14 protein-coding genes are annotated in these 16,690 nt (G+C 35.8%); 12 read left to right on the plus strand and 2 right to left on the minus strand.

The genetic code is table 11. From position 1 onward, the window contains the following. The first annotated feature begins 36 nt into the window (after positions 1-36). The 12 genes from aroA (at position 37) to G6534_RS04280 (ending at position 13,338) form a co-directional block, all read left to right on the plus strand. Positions 37-1,338 (plus strand): 3-phosphoshikimate 1-carboxyvinyltransferase, encoded by a 1,302-nt coding sequence (gene aroA / locus G6534_RS04225; protein WP_059075008.1) that lies wholly within the window; start codon positions 37-39, stop codon positions 1,336-1,338. A gap of 74 nt (positions 1,339-1,412) precedes the next feature. Further along, complete coding sequence (locus G6534_RS04230; RefSeq protein WP_182083166.1) at positions 1,413-2,231, plus strand: Cof-type HAD-IIB family hydrolase; 819 nt, start codon at positions 1,413-1,415, stop codon at positions 2,229-2,231. 230 nt (positions 2,232-2,461) lie between these two features. Next, complete coding sequence (locus G6534_RS04235) at positions 2,462-2,770, plus strand: PTS sugar transporter subunit IIB (protein WP_059075007.1); 309 nt, start codon at positions 2,462-2,464, stop codon at positions 2,768-2,770. A 94-nt stretch (positions 2,771-2,864) separates the two neighbouring features. Further along, a complete protein-coding gene (locus G6534_RS04240) occupies positions 2,865-3,200 on the plus strand; it encodes a PTS lactose/cellobiose transporter subunit IIA (RefSeq protein ID WP_059075006.1) in 336 nt (111 codons plus the stop codon). A 5-nt stretch (positions 3,201-3,205) separates the two neighbouring features. Next, on the plus strand, positions 3,206-4,651 hold the full coding sequence (locus G6534_RS04245; protein WP_059075005.1) for a 6-phospho-beta-glucosidase: 1,446 nt from the start codon (positions 3,206-3,208) through the stop codon (positions 4,649-4,651). 24 nt (positions 4,652-4,675) lie between these two features. Further along, positions 4,676-6,133, plus strand: coding sequence for a 6-phospho-beta-glucosidase (locus G6534_RS04250; protein ID WP_182083167.1), 1,458 nt, complete (start codon positions 4,676-4,678; stop codon positions 6,131-6,133). A gap of 139 nt (positions 6,134-6,272) precedes the next feature. Next, positions 6,273-7,049, plus strand: coding sequence for a MurR/RpiR family transcriptional regulator (locus G6534_RS04255; protein WP_182083168.1), 777 nt, complete (start codon positions 6,273-6,275; stop codon positions 7,047-7,049). A 136-nt stretch (positions 7,050-7,185) separates the two neighbouring features. Next, entirely contained in the window at positions 7,186-8,490 is a 1,305-nt protein-coding gene (gene celB, locus G6534_RS04260; protein WP_059075003.1) for a PTS cellobiose transporter subunit IIC, read from the plus strand. 21 nt (positions 8,491-8,511) lie between these two features. After that, positions 8,512-9,597 (plus strand): DUF871 domain-containing protein, encoded by a 1,086-nt coding sequence (locus G6534_RS04265; protein ID WP_059075002.1) that lies wholly within the window; start codon positions 8,512-8,514, stop codon positions 9,595-9,597. 54 nt (positions 9,598-9,651) lie between these two features. After that, complete coding sequence (locus G6534_RS04270) at positions 9,652-10,812, plus strand: GNAT family N-acetyltransferase (protein WP_059075001.1); 1,161 nt, start codon at positions 9,652-9,654, stop codon at positions 10,810-10,812. A 125-nt stretch (positions 10,813-10,937) separates the two neighbouring features. Beyond that, the gene (locus tag G6534_RS04275; RefSeq protein ID WP_182083169.1) at positions 10,938-12,068 is read left to right on the plus strand and encodes a GGDEF domain-containing protein; all 1,131 of its coding nucleotides are present in this window, start codon (positions 10,938-10,940) and stop codon (positions 12,066-12,068) included. A 139-nt stretch (positions 12,069-12,207) separates the two neighbouring features. After that, positions 12,208-13,338 (plus strand): GGDEF domain-containing protein, encoded by a 1,131-nt coding sequence (locus G6534_RS04280; protein WP_059074999.1) that lies wholly within the window; start codon positions 12,208-12,210, stop codon positions 13,336-13,338. 446 nt (positions 13,339-13,784) lie between these two features. Here the strand turns inward: G6534_RS04280 and G6534_RS04285 are convergent, their stop codons facing one another. Together G6534_RS04285 and guaD are read right to left on the minus strand one after the other, a co-directional pair. Beyond that, a complete protein-coding gene (locus G6534_RS04285) occupies positions 13,785-15,125 on the minus strand; it encodes a uracil-xanthine permease family protein (RefSeq protein ID WP_182083170.1) in 1,341 nt (446 codons plus the stop codon). Continuing rightward, entirely contained in the window at positions 15,125-16,453 is a 1,329-nt protein-coding gene (guaD, locus tag G6534_RS04290; protein WP_238788922.1) for a guanine deaminase, read from the minus strand. Before guaD ends, G6534_RS04285 begins: the two co-directional genes overlap by 1 nt. Between the last annotated feature and the right edge of the window lie 237 nt (positions 16,454-16,690).

Raw genomic sequence — 16,690 nt, forward strand, 5'->3', positions numbered from 1 at the left:
AAGATAATGAACAGCTTATTAATGAGGTGTATTTAAATGTTTAACTATAATACGAAAGCACACAAGTTCAAATTTCAGGGTGAAGTGACGGTTCCAGGCGATAAAAGTATTGCCCACTTAGCTATTACTTTGGGATCTCTGGCTAGTGGCGTTACTCAAATCGGCAATTTTAATTATGCTGATGATTTAGCTGTTACTGCTAAAACCTTTCAACAATTAGGAGCTAAGATACACACAGAAGTTAGTACTAAAGCAATGGTTATTAAGGGATTAGATCATCATCTAAAACCTTTAGATAAACCATTGAACATCGAAAATGTTGGAACACTGGAGAGTTTGTTATTTGGTGTTTTGGCAAGTAGTCCCAATCAGTATGAAGTAATGGGAGGAGATTACCTTTCAAAACGGCCTAATGACCGCTTAGTAGAACTTCTTCAGGAAATGGGTGCTAGTTACCAAGCTTTGGGGGAAAACTCGTTACCAGCTAAAATAACAGGTAGTGAGAACTTGAAGGGAATAATTTATCATCAAGATATTTCAAGTGCTCAAATCAAGAGTAGTTTGATGTTAGCTGGTATCTATGCCAAAAGCGATACGACAATAATTCGTAAACAGGCGACACGTAATCATACGGAAGTGCTGTTAAATTATTTCGGTGGTAATGTTTCGGTTGATCCTGATACAATCGTTGTTCATCCAGGAGCCCATTTAAAGGGACAAAGTATTACGATTCCAGGAGATTTTTCTTCAGCTGCTTTATATATTGCTGGGGCTTTATTGTCTGAGGGAAGTCAAATAACCTTGCCACGAGTCAGCTTGAATTCTACAAGAATTGGGCTTTTGAATGTTGCTAAACAAATGGGAGCTAACATTTATGTTGATCATCGTTCAATCAATAGTATCGAACCTTATGGCGACTTGATTATTAAACATCAAAAATTACATGGTACTAAGATTACAAATAAACAAGTGCCATTTATTATTGATGAAATACCCTTAATTGCTTTGATGGCTTCACAGGCTAGTGGACAAACAGTGATTGAAGGTATTCATGACGTTCATTTGCAATTAGGTGACCGTATTAGAAATATGCGTGTAGAGTTGGCCAAATTAGGCATTGTTATGCAAGTTAACGATGATACGATCATAATCGATGGTGATCAAGAAATTAAGGTCAAGGATGATGTTGATAGTCACAATGACCATCGTATTGCTATGATGCTCTGTATCGCTTCAATTTTAACTGATAGTCCGTTTCAAATTAAAAACATTGAATCAATCGACGTTTCTTATCCAAGTTTTATTGCCGATATGAATAAAGTTCTCGTTAACAAATAATTTGGTGTTTGTTTTTTACAGGCGGTGTCGTATGATTAATGTAAATTGATTTTATGTAAGGGGTTACTTAATTAATGATCAAATTTATAGGGACTGACCTAGATGGGACGTTGTTAAATAGTTACAGTAGAATATCAACACAAAATGCTCAATCCATCCGTGATGCGGTCAATTCTGGAATTGATTTTGCGATTTGCTCGGGGAGAACGTTACATTCAGTTAATAAGTTTTTTGAAAAGGACTTAAAAATTGACGGCTATCGAGTCGTTTTAAACGGTGCCGTCGTAGTAGGACCAAAGGGACAAAAAATAATCGACCAGCCAATGGATCCAGCTGTTATTGCTGAAATTTTAAAAAGAGCAGAATTTAGCAATTTTAAAGTTGTTTTAGATGGACTCAATGATATTTACGTCTATGATCCTAACCACAGTTGGACGACTTATTTTGAAGGGATGGACCGCCACCACAAAAAGGCTCATTCAATCGCTGATTTGATGAAAATTAATCAAAATCAACAAATCGATATTTATAAAGTTTGTTTTAGTTGCGTGCCAAAACAATTATCATTCTTACAAAAAAAATTAGAGTCGTTTACTTCCATGCCAATAACTATCAGTCGTTCGGGGAGTTATTATTTTGAAATAAATGGTCAAGATGTTACGAAATTATCAGCTTTACAACGGATTTCCGAATACTCTGAAATTCCTATGGCGGATTTTATGTGCTTTGGCGATTATGGCAATGATTTAGATATGATCAAAGAAGTTGGTTATGGAGTGGCGATGGATAATGCCATTGAGAGTGTTAAGAAAGTTGCTTGGAAGGTGACGGACAATAACAATCACGATGGCGTAGCTAAAATGATTCAACGCGTGTTAAAAAAAGAGATATAGAAGCATCTATTCAGATTCTTAGTCATGAGACGGATCTGAATGGATGTTTTTATTTGTTCTTGTATAGTTTTTGAATAATTATTTTAAAGAATATTTGTTTTTCAATAAAAACAACTTGATAAAATTTTTGATGAGTTATATACTCTAAGTGTTCTATGAAAGCGTTTTTAGTAAACGTTTTAGATAAAAAACAAACAAATAAATTTTATAACCAAGAGGGGTATTTCATTATGGCTGAAAAAACAATTATGTTATGTTGTGCCGCAGGTATGTCAACAAGTTTACTAGTATCAAAGATGCAAAAGGCTGCTGAAAGTGACGGCATCGATGCTGAAATCTTTGCTGCCGCTGCTGCCGATGCAGACGCAAAATTGGAAGAAAAACATCCAGATGTATTAATGCTTGGACCTCAAGTAAGATACATGGAAGGTCAATTCAAAGACAAGTTGAGTATTCCTGTTGAAGTTATTAATATGCAAGACTACGGAATGATGAATGGTGAAAAAGTTCTACGTGAAGCCGTAAAGCTAATCGACTAATCATCAATAAAAACCAAACAAAAGGGGCGCAAATTGCACCCCTTTCGTTATTTAAAAATAAAGTAAGCGCTTAATTATTGAGGGAGAAATAAAAATGGCTGAAGAAAAACACGACGAACAACTACAAACAGTAATGGGATTAATTATTAATGGTGGAAACGCTAAGAGTTCTGCTTTTGAGGCAATCAATGCTGCTAAAAAAGGTCACTTTACAGTAGCAGATCAAAAATTAAAGGAATCTGATGATTTCTTAGTAGATGCTCACAATTCGCAAACCGATATGCTTACTAAAGAAGCTAACGGTGAACATGCTAAAGTTACTTTGTTGATGGTTCACTCACAAGATCACATTATGAATGCTATTACATTTAGAGATTTAGCAGGAGAAATTGTTGATTTGTATAAGAAATTAGCCAAAGAAGGAGAATAATTTCTATGAGTGAAGGAATCAAAATGCCCAAAGGATTTCTTTGGGGTGGCGCTGTAGCTGCACACCAACTAGAAGGTGGTTGGAACGAAGGCGGTAAGGGTGTCAGCATTGCTGATGTCATGACTGCCGGTGCCAAAGGCGTTGCTAGAAAAGTTACTGATGGTGTTGAGGAAGGTCAAATCTATCCTAACCATTGGGGTAATGATTTTTATCATAAATATCCTGAAGATATTAAATTGTTTGCTGAGTTAGGTTTGAAGTGTTTCAGAACTTCAATTGCCTGGACAAGAATTTTTCCCAATGGTGATGAAACTGAGCCTAATGAAGCTGGTTTGAAATTTTACGATGATATGTTTGATGAATGTCTCAAGTATGGTATTCAACCAGTAATCACATTGTCACATTTTGAAATGCCATATCACTTAGTAAAGGAATACGGTGGCTTCAGCAATCGTAAAGTGATTGAATTCTTTGACCGCTTTGCCGAAGTTTGTTTCAGACGCTATAAAGATAAAGTTAAGTATTGGATGACTTTTAACGAAATCAATAACCAAACGGACTGGCGTGATCCACATCCATTGCTTCAAGACTCGGGTCTACAACTAGGCAAGGATGATAATTGGGAAGAAGCAATGTTCCAAGCTGCTCACTATGAATTTGTGGCAAGTGCACATGCAGTTCAAATTGCTCACAAGATCGACCCAAGTCTAAAAGTTGGTTCAATGATTGCCATGTGTCCAGTTTATCCATTGACTTCTAAGCCAACTGATGTTATGAAAGCTGAACGCGCAATGCAATATCGTTATTACTTTGGCGATGTTCAAGCACTTGGCTTCTATCCTGAATGGATCACTAAGTATTGGGCTCGCAAAGGCTATAACCTAGATATTACTGCTGCCGATTTGGCAGATATCAAGGCTGGCACAGTTGATTACGTTGGCTTTAGCTATTACATGTCATTTACAACTAAAGCTAAAGATGGGGAAACTCACTTTGACTATGACGAACACAATGATTTAGTTTCGAATCCATACGTAGAAAAATCTGATTGGGGTTGGCAAATCGATCCAGTCGGACTTCGTTACGCAATGAATTGGATGACGACTCGTTGGCACAAACCATTGTTCATCGTTGAAAATGGTTTTGGCGCTTACGATAAATTAGAAGACGATAATAGCATTCATGATCCATATCGTATTTCATATTTCCACGATCACATTTTACAAATGGAAAAGGCTGTTCATGAAGATGGTGTTGATTTGATTGGATATACTCCATGGGGTCACATCGATTTGATTTCAGCAAGTACTGGAGAAATGAAGAAACGTTACGGCATGATTTATGTTGACCAAGACGATGAAGGTAACGGAAGTCTCAAGCGTTACAAGAAGGACTCATTTGCTTGGTACAAGAAGGTTATCGCTTCTAACGGTGAAGATTTAACAGAGTAATAAAAAGGAATTGAGGGTTAATAAATGACTGAAACGACAAAAAGTGGATTAAGAAAAGACTTTCTTTGGGGTGGTGCTGTAGCTGCCAACCAACTTGAGGGTGCATGGAATGTCGATGGCAAAGGTGTCAGCGTTTCAGACATTATGACAGCTGGTGCTTACCAAAAGCCACGTGAAATCACTAAGGGAATTATCCCTGGCAAGAACTATCCAAACCACGAAGCAATCGATTTTTACCACCAATACAAGGGTGATATTAAATTATTTGCCGAAATGGGCTTCAAGTGCTTTAGAACTTCTATCGCTTGGACAAGAATTTTTCCAAACGGCGATGAAGATGAACCTAATGAAGCAGGATTGAAATTTTATGACGACTTATTTGATGAATGTTTGAAGTATGGTATTGAACCTGTGATTACATTGTCACACTTTGAAATGCCATATCACTTAGTTGAAAAATATGGTGGCTGGAGAGATCGTCGTGTAATCGACTTCTTCGTTAAATTTGCTACAGTATGTTTCAAACGTTACAAGAATAAAGTTAAGTATTGGATGACTTTCAACGAAATTAACAACCAAACTACTTATACTAATGACTTTTCAATTGCAACTGATTCCGGTTTGATTTTCTGTGACAATGAATCAGAACAAGAACGTGAAGCTTTGATGTATCAAGCATCTCACTATGAAGTTGTTGCTAGTGCTTTGGCTGTTAAAATTGGTCACAAGATCAATCCTAATTTCAAGATTGGTAATATGGTCAATTTCACACCCGTTTATCCAGCATCATCTGATCCTAAGGATATCTTATTAGCTGAAAAGGCTATGCAAAGACGTTACTGGTGGTCAGATGTTCAAACATTGGGTGAATATCCAGTCGGTATGGAAGCTTACTTCAAGAATCACGATTTAAGACCAGATATTACGGCCGAAGATCGAGTTGTTTTACGTGAAGGAACAGTCGATTATGTTGGTTTCAGTTATTACAATTCTATGACCGTTAAATACAGTGATGACAATCCAGAATTCAAGTTCGTTGGAGATCGTGAAACTGTTAAGAATCCTAATATGAAATACAACGATTGGGGTTGGCCAGTTGATCCAGTTGGACTTCGTTATTCAATGAACTGGCTTACTGAACATTATCACAAGCCTTTGATGATTGTTGAAAATGGTTTTGGTGCTTATGACAAAGTTGAAAAAGACGGTTCAATTCATGATGATTACCGTGTTGACTATTTGAGAGCACACGTTAAACAAATGATAACGGCGGTTAATGAAGATGGTGTAGATCTTCTAGGTTACACACCTTGGGGATGTATTGATTTGGTTTCTGCTGGAACAGGTCAAATGTCCAAACGTTACGGTTTCATTTATGTTGATAAAGATGATGAAGGTAACGGAACACTTGAACGTTCGAAGAAAGATTCATTCTACTGGTATCAAAAAGTTATCCGTTCAAACGGATCAGACTTAGACTGAATCTATTAAAATAAGCTGAGACAAAGCCAAATTGTTTGTCTCAGCTTATTTGTTTTCTGGAATATGTAACTTGTTACATTTATAATTAAAATGTCTTTACTGAAAGTGATATAGACCAATTAAAAGAGGAGGGAGATTTATGTTTCCATATCAAAAAGTACATGAGCTCAATCGCTTGGAACTTATAGTTTATAAGTACATTATTGGCCACACCAAAGAAGTTCAAAATATGACGATTCGTGAGATGGCGGATGCGGCACATGTTTCAACGACGACTATTTTACGTTTCCTGAAGAAAATGGATTACAGTGGTTTCTCAGAATTCAAGTTTGCTCTAAAACAAAGTCTTAAACAACCTGCTAAAGCCCAACAAGACCCTAGTATGGAGCCTATCAAGAACTTTTTCCAATTAGTGGCTGATGAAGAACCATTTGATGACAAGATCAATCAGGCAGCCGATATGATTAATGCATCAGACTTAGTGTTGTTTTTTGGGGTAGGTAACAGTGGTAGAATCGCCCAATACGGTGCTAGCATCTTATCGAGTTACGGAGTCTACTCTTTGCCAATCCTTGATCCTTTCCAACCAGAACCGTTCTCAGATCGTGATTTTTCGAAAACTTTATTGATCTTAGTGTCGATTTCTGGTGAGACGGATCAAGTTTTGGAGCAAGCTCGTTACTACAAAAAAAACGGTGCTGAGACGATTGCTTTGACTGCCAATTCATATTCAGTATTGAATCAAATTACTGATTTTTCGATCTCTTATGATACGCCACAAAACCGTAAGGGACACATCAATGTCACAACTCAAGTGCCAATCGTCTATACTTTGGAACAGATTGCTAACTGTTCATATCATAAGATGGTAGACCACATTGATAATCGCTTTACGGAACATGTCACAGAAAAGTAACACGTTTTTTCTACGTTAACTTATTATTTTGCTTATAAAAACACACATATTTTAATGTAAAGGGTTACAATAGTTCTTGTAAGCGGATAACAGTGTTTCTGCTTGGTAACAAATTTTATTTGAGGGGGTTTTGCACATGGCTGAAAAGAAATCCGGCAGCTTCGTCCAAGAGAAATTGATTCCTCTTGCTGGTAAGCTTGCTTCTTCTCGTCATTTGATTGCATTGCGTGATGGTATGACATTAGCCGTTCCAATGATCATCATTGGTTCTATCTTCATGATTATCGCGCAATTCCCAATTCAAGCCTATCTAGACTTCATGGCTAGTATCTTCGGTAAGAACTGGGCAACAGTATTACAATATCCAACAAACGCATCGTTCCACATCATGGGGCTGATTGCTGTTATTGGTATTTCTTATAACTTGGCTAAGAGTTATAAGGTCGATCCTATCTCTGCTTCAATTGTTTCATTAGGTGCTTTCGTCCTAACAATTCCATTGAAGACAGACAAGGCTGGAGCATTGTGGATTCCATTGACACAATTTGATTCAGCTGGTTTATTTACAGCTATTATTGTTGGTTTGTTTATTACCGACTTTTATGTTTGGATGGTCCACAAGAACTGGACAATTAAGATGCCTGATACAGTTCCACCAGCAGTAAGTAACTCATTTGCTGCTTTGTTCCCAGGTCTGATTGTTTTACTTCTTGTATGGTTAATTCGTATGGGTGTCGAAGCAACACCAATGCAAAGTATTCCAAATATCATTTCCTTCTTCTTGGCTGATCCACTAGGTCACTTGAGTAACACATTGCCAGGTGCTTTAGTAGCTGAATTCTTGATTTCCTTCCTATGGATTTTCGGTATTCACGGTGCTAACGTTGTTTCTGGTGTTATGATGCCTATCTGGTTGACAGCTTTGAACCAAAACCACGCAGCCTTTACTGCTGGTAAAGCTTTACCAAACATTGTTACAACATCATTCTTCGATAACTTTGTTCACATGGGTGGTTCAGGTGCCACAATTGGTTTGGCATTCTTGTTAGCCTTTGCTGCAAAGAGTAAAGAATTAAAGACCTTAGGTAAATTGGTTGCCGGGCCTGCAATATTCAATATTAATGAACCTATTCTATTCGGTCTACCTATTGTTATGAACTATAAGATGTTAGTTCCATTTATCCTAACACCACTTATTAACGTAACAACAACATATATTGGTATGGCTACAAACTTAGTTGCAAGACCAATGGGTGTTTATATCCCATGGACAACTCCACCAATTCTATCAGGATTTATTTCAACTGGTCACATTTCTGGTGCTGTAATGCAAATTATCAATATTATTCTTGATACTTTGATGTACTGGTACTTCTTCAAGTCAATGGATAAAGACAAGTTGGCTGAAGAATTAGGTCAAACAAAAGAAGCTGCTAAATAATAACTTTTTGGAGGTCATGTTTTGAGAAGACTAGGATTGTCACTATATCCTGAACATTCAACTTTAGAAGAGGATAAGAAATATCTCGATACTGCTAGTAAGTTAGGCTATTCAAGAATCTTTGCTTCATTACTTGAGTTAGGTGATGACAAGGATAAGACGATCAGTCGTTTTAAAGAAACTATTGCTTATGGAAATAAACTTGGTTTTGTAACGATCGTTGATATGAATCCTAGACTATTTAAAGCATTAGGTATTAGTTACGATGACTTATCATTTTTCCATGAATTAGGAGCCTTTGGTATCCGTTTGGATGAAGGATTCTCTGGAATGGAAGAAGCTAAGATGACGCGTAATCCTTATGGGTTAAAAATTGAAATCAATATGAGTTCTGGTACACACTACTTAGATAATATTCTTTCCTACCATCCTAAAAAGGATAATCTACTCGGTTGTCATAACTTTTATCCTCAAAGATATACCGGTTTAGGTGAAGAGTTCTTCATTAAATGGTCAAACTTCTTTAAAGAACGTAACATTCATTCAGCTGCCTTTGTCAGTTCCCATAATGCTACTTTTGGCCCATGGCCAGTTCAAGATGGTTTGCCAACACTTGAAGATGATCGTGATTTACCAATTTCTACTCAAGTCAAACATCTATTGTTGAGCGGGGTAGTTGATGATGTCATCATTGGTAACACGTACGCATCGGATGAAGAATTAAAAGAAGCTGCAGATGCTTTCTATGCACCATTCCCAGTATTGAAAGTCGATTTATCTTCTGACATTACAGATTTAGAAAAAGAAGTTATTTTGAAATCTACTCACGTTTATCGTGGTGATGCATCTGACTATTTGTTACGTAGTACAATGACTCGAGTAGTTTATAAAGATGGGAATTTCCCTGCCCATGATACTCAAGACATTAAACGCGGCGACATCATTATAGTTAATGAGGACTACGGACAATACAAAGGTGAAACGCAGATTGCACTTCGTGATATTAAGAACGATGGGCGTCGTAACGTTGTTGGACACTTGAATTCGAATGAGGCTTTCTTATTGAGTTATATCAAGCCTTGGAGTAGTTTTAAATTAGCAGAATAAAAACAAAGAAATACTATTCTCAATTGAATAGTATTTTTTTATAGGGAGAAAAATATGAATAAATATTTACTCGATAAAGATAAATTCAATCAATTTTATGAACTATACTTATATTCTTTTAACCGGCCCGATTCACCACATAGAAGATCAGTCTTAAAAGAGCGTTTTGATCATGCAAAAGTATATGGAATTATGAATGAAGATAAATTAGGCAGTGGTTTATTCAGTATTCCATTCAATGTTAATTTCCATGATGTTGATTTTAAGATGAACGGTATCGGTGACGTTATGAGTGCCCCAGAATTCGGTGGCCGTGGAGGAGCTAGTTCACTCATGGAATCAGCACTTTCAGATATGTATAACGATGGCGTAACGCTTTCATATTTGGCGCCATTTTCGTATGGCTATTATCGGCAATTTGGTTTTGAACAAGTTTTTGATCACACTAAGATAACTATTAAGAATTCTGATTTACCAAGATTGAAAAATGCCAAAAAAGGACTAGTCAAGCGTGCTCAAATCACTGAACTGCCTACAGCACTTAAACATTTGTATCAAGAGAAAAATCATCTTGGTGGGATGTCTCGTGCTGATTGGTGGTGGGATCATATGATTGATAAACATCCAGAATATCAATTAGCCTTGGCTTATCAAGATGATGAGTTAATAGGTTATCTAGTTTATTACACTGAAGGTACTAATTTTGTTATTCATGAATGGGTCAACAGTAATCCTTTGAGTATTCAATTATTATTGAAATTTGTTACTAAGCATCAGTCTATTTTTGAAAAATTCATATATGAATCTCCAAACGCTGATTTCAAAGCTGATCTATTGGAAAACCCCAATTCAGCTAAGCTAGAAGTTGTTCCATATATGATGGCTCGAATAGTTAATTTAGAAGATTTTTTGAAACGTTATCCAATCCAAAAAATGAATTTAGCACGAGTCAATTTTAAAGTAGAAGACTCATTGACTTGGAATAATCACGTCTGGTCATTGGCAATTAATGATGGAATTGTTGATTTGAAAGTAAATGATGAACTGAAGCCAGATTTTGTGCTAACTATTCAAAGCTTAACTAAAGCAATGTTTGGCTATCGTAGTCTTAATTCACTACTTAAATTTGGATTAATTAAAGGTGATACAGAGAAGATTGCTGACTTGTCGAGTCTCTTTGTACAAGAAAAACCTCAATTAATTGATTACTTCTAAATGATTATCAAAATATAAAAATATTTATCGCAAATGCCATTTTTTGTAGTAATATTAGAAAGTACTAGTCTTTTTATGGATTTGATCAATGGTTTACTACATACAAATGGGAGGTACAAGTATAGTTGACTTGGCTTGTATGGCGAGTTTCACCATTTATCACTAGTATTTTCTTTATTTTGGGTGTTTTTACACTCTTTGAAGTATTAGTTGATTGGATTAAAGTAAAGCTTCATTCAAAAGACATTAATATCAAAGATCATACGGTTGAATCTGTTGTAGGAATAATTTACATGCTGATTTTTTCCTTTGGCTTGCAGTATTCTGTTTTGGGGCAATCGTATTCTTGGGAATTTATGAATTTTCAGTTGATAGCAATCGTATTTTGTGCGTATTTTTTGAATATTCGCATTCCATATTATTTTCTTTTACCGATTGTTTTACTGTTTATGATCTACAATTCCTCAGTCGGGTACTGGGAATCATGGTGTCACGCAATTACGTTAATAATATTTTATGTAACGATGAATAAAGGCTATCTATGGTCACAAAAACTAAAATCACCTTTATTCTTTTATTTAGGTACAGGTACATTCTTTGGAGCATTACTGTGGTATTTCATGAAATTGAAATTTGATTTCTCTTGGACTACTTATGTTCAGGAATTATCATATTTAGTAATTTTTGAATTGCTATTGTATTCTTATGTCAGAATGCTCTTCAGAGATGACCGTCTCAAAGCACGATTAGCTGAAGTTGCTAGTCACGATGCGTTGACAAAGGCTTTGAACTATTCAGCCTATGAAACAGAAATTAAATATTTATTTAAAAACAGTAAAGATAACAATTTGAGTTTTTCTATGGTCATGTTCGATATCGATCATTTTAAACGTGTAAATGATACCTACGGACATTTAGCTGGTGATCGGGTTTTACAACATACAGTTGACGTTGTGCAAACAGTTTTGAATGCCAATGATTCGTCGGTGAAGCTATATCGAACTGGCGGAGAAGAATTCAATGTTTTATTTCCTAATTATGATCTTGAAGGAACGCAAGCAATTGTTGAAGAAATATTTACCGCTTTAAATCATTTAAAAGTTGAAACTGACAAGAAAGAAATTGAAATTTCTGTTTCAATGGGGGTTTCTCAAATTTCGAATAAAGATGTTACACCAAATGATTTTTATAAGCGAGTTGATAACAATCTTTATTACTCTAAAAAGCACGGCCGTATGCAAATTACGACAATTTAAAGAGAGCATCCTATAAATGATGTTCTCTTTTTTTAATATAAAAAAGATATTAAAAATAAGTCCTTTTATAATAAAATAAATATAAAATTGTAGTAGAATAAGGCTAGTGAGTTAATACCTGAGATGGGAGGGATGATTAATGACTTGGTCTGTTTGGCGAGTGACGCCAGTAGTAACGAGTGTCTTTTTCATTTTGGGTGTTTTTACATTATACGTAGTTTTAGTTGATTGGTTGAAATCAAAAATACGTTTAAAATATCCAAAAGTCCGAGAGCATACGATTGAATCGTGGTTCGGCGTAATCTATATTTTGATTTTTATTTATAGTTTGCAATTAGGAATCGCTGGGCAAGATAATTCTTGGTTATTTATGAATTTTCAATTGATTGCGGTTATCTTTTGTGCTTACTTTTTGGCTATTCATATTCCATTGAAGGCTTTTTTGCCAATTGTAGTGTTGTTTATGTTGATTAATTCGTCACTTACTTATTGGGAGTCGTGGACTTATTCCGTGATAATTATTTTGTTCTATTGGTGTATGAATTATGTTTATAAGTGGTCGCAGAAGCACAATTATATCTTTGCAATTTATTTTATTACAGGAACCTTTTTTGGAATGATATTGTGGTTTTTGGTTAAAGTCAAATTCTCATTATCATGGTATATTTATCTTCAAGAAATTAGCTATTTCTTAGTATTTCAAGCGTTATTATACAGTTACATTAGAATGTTGAATAAAAATCAACGTTTGGAAAATAATTTGGCACGGTCTGCTCATCATGATGCGTTGACTCAAGCCAAAAATTATGCGGCTTATATGACAGAAGTCAGTGATTTGTTCCAAAATAGTCATAATAATAAATTGCATCTATCAATGATGATGTTCGATATTGATCATTTTAAGCGAATCAATGATACTTATGGGCATTTAGCGGGGGATAAAGTCTTGCAACATGTGGTGGATGTCGTTCAAACTGTAATAGATGAAAACGATTCGAGAATCAAATTGTATCGGACCGGTGGGGAGGAATTCAACGTCTTATTCCCTAGTTATGATTTGGATGAAACTCAAAAAGTTGTTCCTCAGATTTTTAGTGCCTTGAATCATTTAGGAATTGATTTCAATGGCCAACACATTAATATTTCCGTCTCGATAGGTGTTTCTGAAGTATCTAAGAAAGACAACGATCCTAATGACTTCTACAAGCGAGTCGACGCTAATCTGTACCATTCAAAGGATAATGGTCGAATGCAAATAACCGCAAAATAAAAGAAGGAATCCAATTAAGAAGATTCTTTCTTAAGTTAGGTTACTATTATATGTCGCCGTCTGTTCTGTTTTGTGGATACTGGGACGTATTGGGCATCCACAAAGCTGCCACTATCGAATAACGACATTTATTATTTATCTCAAGTAAATCAAAAAGCCTCAATTCAAAGATAGTCGATTTAATTATCTATCTGAATTGAGGTTTATTTGTTTGGTCATAAAAATATAAAACTACTATCTAGTCCGGAATAGCAAAGAAAATTGGCTCAGTAGTGAAATTATTCTTAGCAACTTGTTGCTTAGAATAAGGCCGAGTTTTGAGATTTTGCGCACTTGGTTTATGCAAAAGCTCAAAATCGTGCCCACTACGTTCCAGCCAAATTTTCTTTGCTATGGAGGACGGAATATTACTGTTCACCTAAGAAAGAACCATAAAGATTTCTTTTTTAGGCAGTTTTTACTTCTGGACTACTTTTAGGCATGACCAAATTTAAGATGATAGCAGCAATAGCAGCTACGGCAATTGGGGAACCTAATAAGTATTGTAAAATTTGTGGTGCGTTCTTAGTAACACTAGCAGGTAATAGAACTAAAGCTAATGTTAAAACGATTGGAATACCGATGATGTAAAGATCACGGTCAGTTGTTTCTAAGCCACGGATGACGTTAAGACCATTTAGCATGATCGTAACGGTGATGATGGCGAAGACTCCACCAATCACTGGTGCGGGAATGGCAGCTAGAAAGGCGGATAATTTACTGAAAAATCCTAAAATTGAGAACCAAATACCGGCGAATAAGAAAACACGTTTACTGGCAACACCGGTAATAGAAATGACACCAGCGTTTGTAGAATAACCAGTAACAGGAGTAGTTCCTAGTAGGGAAGCTACCATACAGCTAAGTCCTTCACCGATAATTCCGTGATTCCATTGTTTATCAGTGATTTCATGATTTGTAACGGCACCCATAGCGAACCAAGTACCAGTAGTTTCAGTCGTTATAACGGCGTAAATGATGATGAAAGTAATGATTGCTGATGGACTAAAATTGATGCCCCAGTGGAAGATAGTTCTTTCTGGAAGACCGAACCAAGCGGCCTCACTAACTTCTTTCCAATTGAACATGCCCATCATAGTTGAAACGATCGTACCTACACCCAGTGCTAAAATAATTGAACTAGTTCTGAAAAAGCGACGAACTTTTTTAAACTTCAAGCTGATACCAACAGAAACCAATAATGTCAATGCGGTAACTGAAGCTAAGATGATATTGTTGTTAACATTGCCACCAGCATTAAAGATGTTGTCATTCAATGCTGTAGGAATCAATGATAATCCAACACAAGTAATAATAGTTCCACCGACTAAAGCGGGGACTAAACGGTTAATTATCTTCTGGAAGATTCCAGTTGCACCTAGAATAATCAAGATAATTGAGCCAATTAAGGTAGCTCCAATCAAAGTACCCATTCCGTTACCTTTTAAACCACCAGATGCCAAGACAACACCAGCGGCAGCTCCCAAGGGAACAAATGAAGGGCCTTGAGAAACAGGCATTTTCATGAAGACGAAAGTTTGTAAAATTGTACCGATTCCGGCAGCTAAGAATGTTGATTGCAATAATCCCATTTGGTCACCCAGACCCATGGCCATCATACCAGCTAAAACAATTGGTGGTACATAAATATCCATTGCTAAGACGTGTTGTAATCCTAAGAAACCAGCTTCTCCCATGCCAATTTTGTCATCAGGACCAACGAGTAGACTACTCTTATTATTATCCATTATTCTTCTCCTAAGTTGTCATGTACTAATTTTCCAGATACATAAACTTTTTTGATATTTTCTTTATTCGTGTGGTAAATCAGTCTTTCAAAAATTTCTTGCGGTTCATTAGATGAAATGTTGAAATATTGATCTTGAACAATTTGTAAATCAGCTTTGAAGCCAGATTTAATTTGTCCTGATTTGATATGCAAAGCATTTGCTCCGCCAACAGTGGCAAGGTAAAAGGCATTTGCGGCTGAAATACGTGCATTTTCATGTCCTTGTTCAGTTAGAACTTGTGAAGACATGATACTTTGTTGCATATTGCGATAAAGACTAGGAGAAAAACCTCCGGAAATATCGGTACCTAAACCGACTTTAACGTTTTTTTGATGAGCATCTTGGACTCGCATAACGGAGTTACCAAAATAAATATTAGAAATTGGACAGTGAGCAATGGCTGTTTTACGACTATTGAAAGTGTCTAAATCTTGGTCACTTAGTTGAGTACCGTGTGCCATAACTGATTTATCAGTCAATAATCCAAATTTGTCCAAAACTTCAGTGTCTCTTAAATGATAATGTTCTAGAGCATAGTGATCTTCCCAAATACTTTCACTGCAGTGTGATTGAATAGGTAAATCATATTTCTTCGCTAATTGTCCAAGACCTTGTAGAGTCTCTTCGGTACAACTAGGAACAAACCTCGGCGTTATAACGGGGGTTATTTCAGCATTGGTTTGTTTTTGCAAATCGAACATCTTTTGAATAAATGCCTCAGTTTGTTTTAATGCAACTTGAGAATTTTGATCACGATAATAATCTGGTGTTTGATCAGGATTGTCCATCGCAACTTTTCCAATGAAGGCTCTTTGACCAAGTTTCGCACAGATTTTAGCAAGAATCAGATTAGCTTCATTGTGAATCGAACCAAAAAATAATCCGGTCGTCGTTCCGTTAGCTAGGAGTTCTTTAATTAGACTGTAGTAAATTTTTTCGGCATATTCTTTATCCTTGAATTTAGCTTCCAATGGAAAGGTATAAGAATTTAGCCATTCATTCAGCGGTTTATCCAAAGCTAAACCAGCTTGAGGCCATTGTGGCGCATGAATATGTAAATCAGTGAATCCTGGTAGAATGTAGCTACCTTTTTCAACTCGATGATAAGAACCATTTTGTTGAGCAGTTTGTTTAACAGGCTGATAATCGCTATCAGTAGCGGATATAACTCGGTCAATAATTCCTGACTGATCTACACATATAAGTACTTCTGGTGTAAAATCCGCCTTGTCAAACGAAACTGAAGAAATAATAGTTCCCTCAATAACTATTTGATAGGTGATAATCTAACACTTCCTTAAATTTTATATACGTAAGAATAACATGAATGATTATGTAAATAAATAGTAAATAGTTCGTATTTTGCTTGCAAGATAATAAAAAGTGTGAAATATTAACTTTTATCGTTATGAAAATGCTAATAATATATATGTTGAATACGATTACAAACACTGATATAAATTAATTTACTTTCTTTTAAAAAACTGTTTAAACCGTTATAAATAAAAGAAATTAATTTTTTG

The sequence above is a fragment of the Companilactobacillus pabuli genome (genome assembly GCF_014058425.1).
Lineage (GTDB): Bacteria > Bacillota > Bacilli > Lactobacillales > Lactobacillaceae > Companilactobacillus > Companilactobacillus pabuli.

Coding starts and splice junctions, on each gene's coding strand:
- aroA (WP_059075008.1), top strand. CDS start 37: ATGTTTAACTATAATACGAAAGCACACAAGTTCAAATTTCAGGGTGAA.
- G6534_RS04230 (WP_182083166.1), top strand. CDS start 1,413: ATGATCAAATTTATAGGGACTGACCTAGATGGGACGTTGTTAAATAGT.
- G6534_RS04235 (WP_059075007.1), top strand. CDS start 2,462: ATGGCTGAAAAAACAATTATGTTATGTTGTGCCGCAGGTATGTCAACA.
- G6534_RS04240 (WP_059075006.1), top strand. CDS start 2,865: ATGGCTGAAGAAAAACACGACGAACAACTACAAACAGTAATGGGATTA.
- G6534_RS04245 (WP_059075005.1), top strand. CDS start 3,206: ATGAGTGAAGGAATCAAAATGCCCAAAGGATTTCTTTGGGGTGGCGCT.
- G6534_RS04250 (WP_182083167.1), top strand. CDS start 4,676: ATGACTGAAACGACAAAAAGTGGATTAAGAAAAGACTTTCTTTGGGGT.
- G6534_RS04255 (WP_182083168.1), top strand. CDS start 6,273: ATGTTTCCATATCAAAAAGTACATGAGCTCAATCGCTTGGAACTTATA.
- celB (WP_059075003.1), top strand. CDS start 7,186: ATGGCTGAAAAGAAATCCGGCAGCTTCGTCCAAGAGAAATTGATTCCT.
- G6534_RS04270 (WP_059075001.1), top strand. CDS start 9,652: ATGAATAAATATTTACTCGATAAAGATAAATTCAATCAATTTTATGAA.
- G6534_RS04280 (WP_059074999.1), top strand. CDS start 12,208: ATGACTTGGTCTGTTTGGCGAGTGACGCCAGTAGTAACGAGTGTCTTT.
- G6534_RS04285 (WP_182083170.1), bottom strand. CDS start 15,125: ATGGATAATAATAAGAGTAGTCTACTCGTTGGTCCTGATGACAAAATT.